Source organism: Arthrobacter sp. NPDC056493, assembly GCF_042795115.1.
GTDB lineage: Bacteria > Actinomycetota > Actinomycetes > Actinomycetales > Micrococcaceae > Arthrobacter.
Genome location: NZ_JBHTSL010000105.1, coordinates 1 through 7481, shown reverse-complemented (window position 1 = coordinate 7481; position 7481 = coordinate 1). Strand labels below are relative to the sequence as shown.

Below are 7481 nucleotides of genomic sequence, written 5' to 3'. Positions count from 1 at the left end.
AAAAGCGTCGCCGATGTCCCGGGACACGTGTCGTGTATCAGCTGTCGTGCATGTCCCGGGACATGTGTCGCCTATGTCCTGAGATCACACACCCCCATCTCCACAAGAGTGAGCCCCGGAAACCTCGAGTTTCCGGGGTTTCTTTTGCCTTGTTGACGAAGAACGCCCGGACCTCGGTCCGGGCGTTCTTCGTTTAAGCTGCTGATCCCGGCCACGGCAGCCGCAGCTGTTCACCCACGGCGTAGCCAGCGCGGGACTACCCACCCCGCCGGCGGAGTTGTGACAGGTATCACGAATCCAGCGATTCGAAATCAGCGGTAGGGAGGCATGCCATGTCCACGGCGGCTGCAAACGAACCGGGTCCCGTCGACGACGGCGCGCCCCTTGACTCCTATTCGGAGACGGTCATCAGGGTGGCCAGAACCGTCACACCCCACGTGGCTGCCATCGAGATGACGGGGAACCGGCGAAACGGACGGTTTCGGGTCGGCGCCGGATCAGCAGTCCTGTTCACCGAGGACGGCTACCTGCTGACCAATGCCCATGTGGTGGCCGGGACCCAGAAGGGCCGCGCTGTCTTCGCTGACGGCTCCGGTACTGATCTCGAGGTGGTGGGCGCGGATCCGTTGTCCGATCTGGCCGTGGTCCGGGGCCGTGCTCCGCACGTCGCGCCCGCGGAGTTCGGGGACGCCGAATCACTGCAGGTCGGGCAACTGGTGATTGCCGTCGGGAACCCCCTGGGGCTCTCGGGCTCGGTGACGGCAGGTGTGGTGAGCGGACTGGGACGGGCCATCCCTGTCTGGGCCGGACGCAACCGGAGGGTCATTGAGGATGTCATCCAGACTGATGCCGCCCTGAACGCCGGCAGTTCCGGCGGGGCTCTGGCCGACTCACGAAGCCGGATCGTGGGAATCAACACTGCGGTGGCCGGTGCCGGGCTGGGGTTGGCCGTTCCCATCAACAGCACGTCGCGCCGGATAATCTCCGCGCTCCTGTCGGACGGCCGGGTGCGGCGCGCGTACCTCGGCGTGGTGAGCACACCAATACGCCTGGCGGCCAGTGACGTGGTCCGCACGGGCCAGCGCGAAGGGCTGCGAGTGGTTGAGGTGCTGTCCGGCTCCCCGGCGGAGCAGGCAGGGCTACGGACCGGCGATGTGCTGCTGCGGGTAGGCTTCCGCGCGGTCAGCAACGCCGAGAGCCTGCAGAAACTGCTGTTCGCCGAGGCCATTGGCGTCCCGATGAACATAACCGTCCTCCGCGACGGGCACGTCACCGACATCGCGGCAGTTCCCGGCGAAATGGCGGACTGGGGGTAGACAGAAGCAAACGGGGTGGCCAAGGAATCCTGGCCACCCCGTTCGGTGTAATCCGGCAATCAGCGTTTCTTCAGATGCGCCACAGGGTCCGGGGCTCCCTCAATTGGGTGCTTGGCCTTCTTGTCCGCGCGTTTCTGCTTGATGGTCTTGCCCGCTTTTTTCTGCTGTTGCTGGTGCGGCGACTTGTCCGGCATGGCGTGCTCCCTCGTCCGAGGGGCAGGAGGGTGCCCCTCCCTACGTAAATTACGCCTGTTCCCACACAAATGTAACTGCCCTAATCACCTGTCAGCCCGTGACGTCGGCGATGCCCACAAACCTGGTGCCCACGCCGTCGAACTCGCTCCGTACGAATCCGGGCGCCGGCGGGGGAACCTCGGAGGGGCGGTGATGGTCGCATACGACGTACGTGAACTCGGGCCACCACTTCTTGGGCCGGGCCGCCTCCTCGTAACCGCAGACCGCGCAGACGAGATGCACCCACACCGGCCTTTTCCCTGTCCGGTTGGCGCGGGACTGGACGAGCCAGGCAGGCGGATTGTCCAGCAGCTCGCCCAGCTGGGCTTCGGTCAGAAGCTTGGGAATGCCGTGGCGCTGGGCCATTTCCAGAGGTACATCCAGGGCAATTGCCGCATCACGTCTGCTGATCATCCAGTCCACGATACGGTAAGTCATGAGCGATGCCAGCCAGACCACCGCGCCCACGCGACTCCAGCGACAGGTACTGACGGTTGCGATTGTGGCGTCGTTCATGGCGATCCTTGACAGCTTCGTCGTCAGCCTGGCGCTGCCCGCCATCGGCAGGGAACTCGGCGGTGGCCTCCGCGTCCAGCAGTGGGTGGTGGACGCCTACCTTCTCACGCTGGGCGCCCTTATCCTGGCGGCCGGCTCGCTGTCGGACCACTTCGGACGGGTACGTGTGCTGCAGTGGGGGCTGGGCGGGTTTGCCCTCACCTCGGTCCTCTGCGGGGCAGCATGGACCGCCGAAATACTGGTGGTGAGCCGCGGGCTGCAGGGCGTGGCCGGAGCGCTGCTGGTTCCCAGCTCGCTCGCGCTGATCGTCAGCCACTTCGACAGGGGCAGCCAAGGTGCGGCCATCGGTAAATGGTCGGCGTGGACAAGTGCCGCCGCCATCGTGGCCCCCCTGATCGGCGGCGTGTCGGTGGACCTGCTCTCGTGGCGGGTCATTTTCTTCGTCAACGTCCTGCCGGCGGCGGCCATCTGGCCCGTGCTGGCCAGGTTGCGGAAGGCCGACACCGCACCCGGCGTTTCCGGCAGGATCGACATTGCGGGGGCTCTCCTTGCCGTCGTTGCGCTTGGCGGTCCGGTCTATGCCCTCATCGAGCAGGGGAGCGCGGGGTGGGGCAGCCTGCAGGTCTGGCTGCCGCTGGCCGCAGGCCTCGTGGCCACGGTGGCCTTCCTCATCCACGAATCGCGGACAGCCGCCCCGCTCCTGCCCCTGGGCATGTTCGCGGTCCGGAACTTCGGCTGGGGCAACATCGCCACCGCCGCAATCTACGGCGGGTTTTCCCTCGGGTTTTTTGCGCTGGGTATCTACATCCAGCAGGTGGGCGGCATGAAGGCCACCGCCGCCGGCCTGGCGCTGCTGCCCTCGACCGTGATCCTGATGCTGTTGGCATCATTCTTCGGCGGCCTTGCCGGCAAGTACGGGCCGCGGTGGTTCATGACTGCCGGGCCGGTGCTGTGTGCGGCCGGCTTCCTGCTCACACTGTCCGTTGGCGGCGCCCTGAACTACTGGAGCCAGGTCCTGCCCGGGCAGCTGGTCTTCGGCCTCGGCCTTTCCATGACGGTGGCACCCCTGACGGCGGCCATCCTGGGATCCGTGCCCGAGAAGCAGGCGGGCGTGGGCTCCGCGGTGAACAATGCGGTTTCGAGGATCGCCGGCCTGGTCTGCATCGCGTTTGCGGGTTTCATCGTCGGTCCGGACCTGACGACGCCGGGCCTGCACCGCGCACTACTGGCCACGGCCGCGCTGCTGTTGCTGGGTGCGGCCTGTTCCGCCGTCGGAATCCGCAACCCCGTGCCGGCTAGCCGCCGCTGAGCGCGATTCCCGCCGCGGCCGCAGCCAGCCCCAGCACCAGGTTGGCGAGGATGTTTGAGGCGGCGGCAAGGTAGCGCCGTTCACTGGCCAGCCGCACCGTGGCCGTGGTCCAGGAACTGAAGGTGGTCAGCCCGCCGGCGAACCCGGTGGCCACAGCAGAATGCCATTCGGGGCCGAACACCGAACTGACACCCACGGACAGCCCGATCACGAACGAGCCCACCAGATTGACCAGCAGGGTAGCCCAGGGCCAGTGCCGCCGCGGGGACGGGAACCCCGCCAGCCAGCCGTCCGCGGCGAACCTGAGGAGGGCCCCGGCGACGCCGAAAAGCCCCACGAGGAGCGCCGTCACGGTCCAACCCCGTCAGTGCCGCGGAGAGCACGAGGGGCGCCCAGCACCTTGCCGGTCCGCCAGCCGGCGGCGGCCGCCGCCAGCCCCAGCACGACAGACAGTCCCAGATAGAGAAGCCCCAGACCGGGGAGCCCGGCACGGGTCAGTTGGTCTGTGGAAAATACGACGGCGGAGAAGGTAGTGAACGAGCCCAGCACGCCTGGCCCGATGGCTGCGCGGAGCCAGAACGCGGTGTGCGGCCGCGCGATCCAGATGGTGGTGAGGGCCGCCAGCACGAAACTGCCCACGACGTTGATGCCCAGCGTGGCCCACGGCAGGTCGCCTGGCTGGTCCGGGAACAGCAGTCCCAGCACGTACCGGAGTTCCGTGCCCAGCAGCCCGCCGGCGGCCACGGCCGTCCAGACCCGCCAGCCGTAGCCGGCCCCCGTCTTGTGGGCGGTGCCGGTGCGGCCGGCCAGGGGAGCAGGCACCTGTGCCTACAGGCCGGCCATGCGGCAGCCGGGATGCGCGGAGTCACTGTGGATCCACAGTGCGGAGGCCACTTCGTCGGCCAGGTCAACGTCACGGCTGGTCCCGGGGGAGCCGATGCGGACCACGAGTGCGCCGCCGAAGGGCTTGCGGCCGCGCACCTCGACGTCGGCGTCGAGGCTGATCTTTTCCGCGGCAAGGTAACGCAGCAGCTCCGGGTTCTCGTCGCTGATCCGGGTAATCCTGCCCGTGTGGCCGTCGTCGAGCTCGATCATCCGGTGGGCAGACGGCATCCGGACGGTGCCGTCTGCGGCGGGAATCGGATCGCCGTGCGGATCCCGTGACGGGTTGCCCAGGCGGGCTGCCAGCCTCTCAATGAAGGTGTCCGAGACTGCGTGTTCCAGCTGTTCGGCCTCGTCGTGGACTTCGTCCCAGCTGTAACCGAGGTCCTTGACCAGGTACGTCTCGATGAGCCGGTGCCGCCGGACCATGGAGAGGGCAAGCCGGACACCCTCGGGCGTGAGTGTAATGGCGCTGTAGGGCTTGTGGAGGACCAAGCCCTGGTCCTTGAGCTTGCGCACCATCTCGGAAACCGAGGAATTGGCCACGCCGAGGCGCTGTGCAAGCTGGGTGGAGGTGATGGGCTTGTCCTGCCATTCCGTGAAGGAATAGATGACCTTAACGTAGTCCTCGATCGAGGAGGAGGGCGTACTGGTCTTCACAGCGTCAAGCCTACCCGCTGCCACCACGGCGTTCAGCCCTGACAGCCCGCCAGGTCTGGGTGAGGTAGGGAAGCTGCAGCAGTGCGCCCTCGGCATGCCCCAGGTGCTCGTGCAGGTACCAGGTCAGGTTGCCGGTGACCTTGGCGCGGGTGGCGTCGTTGGCCGCCAGGTAATAGCTGCGGGACTTGGCCAGTTCGAGGATGTCGTCCGGGGTGACGGGATCCTCCCAACGGGTCAGGTGGCTATCCAGGGACGTGAATTCCGGGCCGACTTTGGGGCGGAAGTCGGGTTTGTGGACGTCCCCCGCGTGCATGATGCGGGACAGCCGGTGCACCCACGGCACTGAGGTGTCCAGCTGGTTCCAGATCAGGCCCAGTACCCCGTGGGGTTTGAGGATCCGGGAAATCTCGGTGCTGGCCCGCGCGGGGTCGCACCAGTGCCACGCCTGGGCAACGCTGACGACGTCGAATGCCGCGTCGGGCAGTCCGGTCTCCTCCGCGGTCCCTTCCAGAACCCGGACCGGGGGGTAGTCACCGCCCGAAAAGACACGGCTGAGCTGCTCCAGCATGTCCGCGGAAGGGTCCACCGCGGTGACGCTCAGCCCGCGTTCCACCAGCAAGGCCGTGAATTTACCGGTTCCGGCGCCGATGTCGGCAGCTGTGCTGGCCCCGGCCGCAATAAGCCAGTCCGCGGAATCGGCAGGGTAGCCGGGACGGACGCGGTGGTAATGCTCGCCGCCGTCCTGGAAGCTCTGCCCGAGCTCCTGACGCCGTCCGTGATGAAGTTTGGGACCGCCCCGTGCCACGCACAGTCTCCTTAGTCCGACGTCGAAAATTACCTTTCGAATTTACCGTACAGGGAGCGCTGGCGTGGACCTCCGCCGTGGCAGGACGGAATGAGGTTAGTCCTGCACGCAGGGGGCGGCGCCGGCGGTGCCGGGGGTGTTGGGTGCCCACGCGGGGTAGGTGCGGGTGTCGTTCGCCGGAACCCAGCGACCGGCGTCCACCACGTAGTCCCAGCCGAGGCCGGAGCGGCGGAGCTCCTCGATGCCGGCGAGCAGCCGCTGGGCGTCCTCGAGCCGTGACCCAACGCCGAAGCTGGCGCGCAGGGAGCCGGACGGCAGGCCTAGGCGCTTGAGCAGGGGGTGCGCGCAGAAGCGGCCGTCGCGGAGTCCCACGCCGTGTTCGGCCGACAGGTAAGCGGCCACCAGGCCGGCGTCGTAACCCTCCAAGGAGAAGTTGACCACGCCAATGGCGTCGTCCGGGTCGCTGTCCTCGAAGATCTGGTGGACGGTGACGCCGTCGATCTTGCGCAGCCCCTCGACGAGGAAGGACCGGATGGCGGCCTCATGGGCATGCCAGCTCTGCGGATCCAGGGCGGCGATGACCTGGGTTGCCCGGGCCAGGGTGGCGGCTCCGAGCACGTTGGGTGAGCCGCCCTCGTGGCGGGCGGGGCCGGTGGCCCAGCTGACGCCGTCGAGCCTGGCCTCGCTCACAGCGCCGCCGCCGGCGAGGTGGGGGTTGCCGGCGTCGAGCCAGTCGGGACGGCCGATCAGCACGCCGGCCCCGAAGGGGGCGTAGAGCTTGTGGCCGGAGAAGGCGAGGTAGTCGACGTCGTCCGCGGCGATGTTCACACGCCGGTGCGGCGCGAGCTGCGCGGCGTCAACCACGATCCGGGCACCGTATTTGTGGGCCAGCGCAGCGAGGCGCCGGATCGGAAGGATCTCGCCGGTGACGTTGGAGGCGCCGGTCACGGCAAGGAGGCTGACGTCACCGTGCTCCAGTTCGGTGCGCAGGCTGCTGATGGTCGCTTCCAGCGTTTCCGAGGCCACGACGCTGCGGTGCGGCACGCCCTGCCACGGCAGCAGGTTGGCGTGGTGCTCGATGTCCAGGTACAGCACTTCACCGGTGTGGTGGTGCTCCTCCACCGGCAGGCAACCGGCCAGGAGGTTGAGGGAGTCCGTGGTGTTCCGGGTGAAGATGACGGCGTCATCGGCGCGGCCGCCCACGAACTCCCGCACGATGTCCCGCGCGTTCTCGTACACGGACGTGCTGATCTGCGAGGCATAACCCGCGCCGCGGTGCACGCTTGCGTAGTACGGCAGGATCTCGTTGAGGTATGCAGAAACCACGGACAGGGCAGGCGCGGAGGCGCCGTAGTCCAGGTTGGCATAGCGGACGTGGCCGCCCTGGATCAGCGGAGCCTGGATTTCCGCGCCGGTGACGGCGGCCAGGGGACGGCCTGCGGCGGCAAATCGGCCGTCCAGCACGCCAGCGTCGGTGGTGGGGGAAATGATTGCAGTCGTCATGGGACCTCACTGAGAAAGGACCCCGTGTGACGGGGATCCGCGCTTGCCGGGTCCGTTCCGGATCGGCCTGGTCGTCACCCGGGGCACCCCACCGCGAATGGAGGGTTGCCGGCCAGCTAACCGGGGTTTAGCGCTGGCACTCGTGACCTGTTACGAGACTAGGACATCCGGAGGGGCGATGAAAAAGCCGGTTCGGAATGTTAAGCGGATTATTACGCAGCATGGATATGCGGCTCACGGCCGAATAAACGACGGC

At 67.6% G+C, this 7481-nt stretch carries 9 protein-coding genes and 1 riboswitch; of the genes, 2 read left to right on the top strand and 7 right to left on the bottom strand.

The window, feature by feature from the left end; all coding sequences use genetic code 11:
* The first annotated feature begins 332 nt into the window (after nt 1-332).
* Nucleotides 333-1316, top strand: coding sequence for a S1C family serine protease (locus ACFQ50_RS24075; protein ID WP_377998144.1), 984 nt, complete (start codon nt 333-335; stop codon nt 1314-1316).
* 59 nt (nt 1317-1375) lie between these two features.
* Here the strand turns inward: ACFQ50_RS24075 and ACFQ50_RS24070 are convergent, their stop codons facing one another.
* Together ACFQ50_RS24070 and ACFQ50_RS24065 are read right to left on the bottom strand one after the other, a co-directional pair.
* Nucleotides 1376-1510 (bottom strand): hypothetical protein, encoded by a 135-nt coding sequence (locus ACFQ50_RS24070; protein ID WP_377989966.1) that lies wholly within the window; start codon nt 1508-1510, stop codon nt 1376-1378.
* Nucleotides 1511-1601: 91 nt separating this feature from the next.
* Nucleotides 1602-1964: a hypothetical protein gene (locus tag ACFQ50_RS24065; RefSeq protein WP_377998146.1), complete on the bottom strand. Its 363-nt coding sequence runs from the start codon at nt 1962-1964 to the stop codon at nt 1602-1604.
* A 22-nt stretch (nt 1965-1986) separates the two neighbouring features.
* On the opposite strand from ACFQ50_RS24065, the gene ACFQ50_RS24060 reads away from it, so the two are divergent.
* Nucleotides 1987-3375, top strand: coding sequence for an MFS transporter (locus tag ACFQ50_RS24060; protein WP_377998142.1), 1389 nt, complete (start codon nt 1987-1989; stop codon nt 3373-3375).
* Here ACFQ50_RS24060 and ACFQ50_RS24055 read toward each other — a convergent pair.
* From ACFQ50_RS24055 to ACFQ50_RS24035, 5 genes are all read right to left on the bottom strand, one after another.
* Nucleotides 3362-3727, bottom strand: a complete 366-nt coding sequence (locus ACFQ50_RS24055; protein WP_377998140.1) for a fluoride efflux transporter FluC — start codon at nt 3725-3727, stop codon at nt 3362-3364. The genes ACFQ50_RS24060 and ACFQ50_RS24055 overlap by 14 nt on opposite strands.
* Entirely contained in the window at nt 3724-4197 is a 474-nt protein-coding gene (locus ACFQ50_RS24050) for a fluoride efflux transporter FluC (protein ID WP_377998138.1), read from the bottom strand. The genes ACFQ50_RS24055 and ACFQ50_RS24050 overlap by 4 nt, the downstream gene beginning before the upstream one ends.
* Nucleotides 4198-4203: 6 nt before the next feature.
* On the bottom strand, nt 4204-4917 hold the full coding sequence (locus tag ACFQ50_RS24045) for a metal-dependent transcriptional regulator (RefSeq protein WP_377998136.1): 714 nt from the start codon (nt 4915-4917) through the stop codon (nt 4204-4206).
* Nucleotides 4918-4927: 10 nt separating this feature from the next.
* The gene (locus ACFQ50_RS24040; RefSeq protein WP_377998134.1) at nt 4928-5722 is read right to left on the bottom strand and encodes a class I SAM-dependent methyltransferase; all 795 of its coding nucleotides are present in this window, start codon (nt 5720-5722) and stop codon (nt 4928-4930) included.
* A 96-nt stretch (nt 5723-5818) separates the two neighbouring features.
* Complete coding sequence (locus ACFQ50_RS24035; RefSeq protein WP_377998132.1) at nt 5819-7225, bottom strand: aminotransferase class V-fold PLP-dependent enzyme; 1407 nt, start codon at nt 7223-7225, stop codon at nt 5819-5821.
* A 34-nt stretch (nt 7226-7259) separates the two neighbouring features.
* A riboswitch (SAM riboswitch) is annotated at nt 7260-7373 on the bottom strand.
* Nucleotides 7374-7481 lie beyond the last annotated feature (108 nt).

What these genes read in the sequence shown, in the direction of transcription:
- ACFQ50_RS24070 (WP_377989966.1), bottom strand. Translation starts at nt 1,510, where the DNA reads ATGCCGGACAAGTCGCCGCACCAGCAACAGCAGAAAAAAGCGGGCAAG.
- ACFQ50_RS24060 (WP_377998142.1), top strand. Translation starts at nt 1,987, where the DNA reads ATGAGCGATGCCAGCCAGACCACCGCGCCCACGCGACTCCAGCGACAG.
- ACFQ50_RS24075 (WP_377998144.1), top strand. Translation starts at nt 333, where the DNA reads ATGTCCACGGCGGCTGCAAACGAACCGGGTCCCGTCGACGACGGCGCG.
- ACFQ50_RS24065 (WP_377998146.1), bottom strand. Translation starts at nt 1,964, where the DNA reads ATGATCAGCAGACGTGATGCGGCAATTGCCCTGGATGTACCTCTGGAA.
- ACFQ50_RS24035 (WP_377998132.1), bottom strand. Translation starts at nt 7,225, where the DNA reads ATGACGACTGCAATCATTTCCCCCACCACCGACGCTGGCGTGCTGGAC.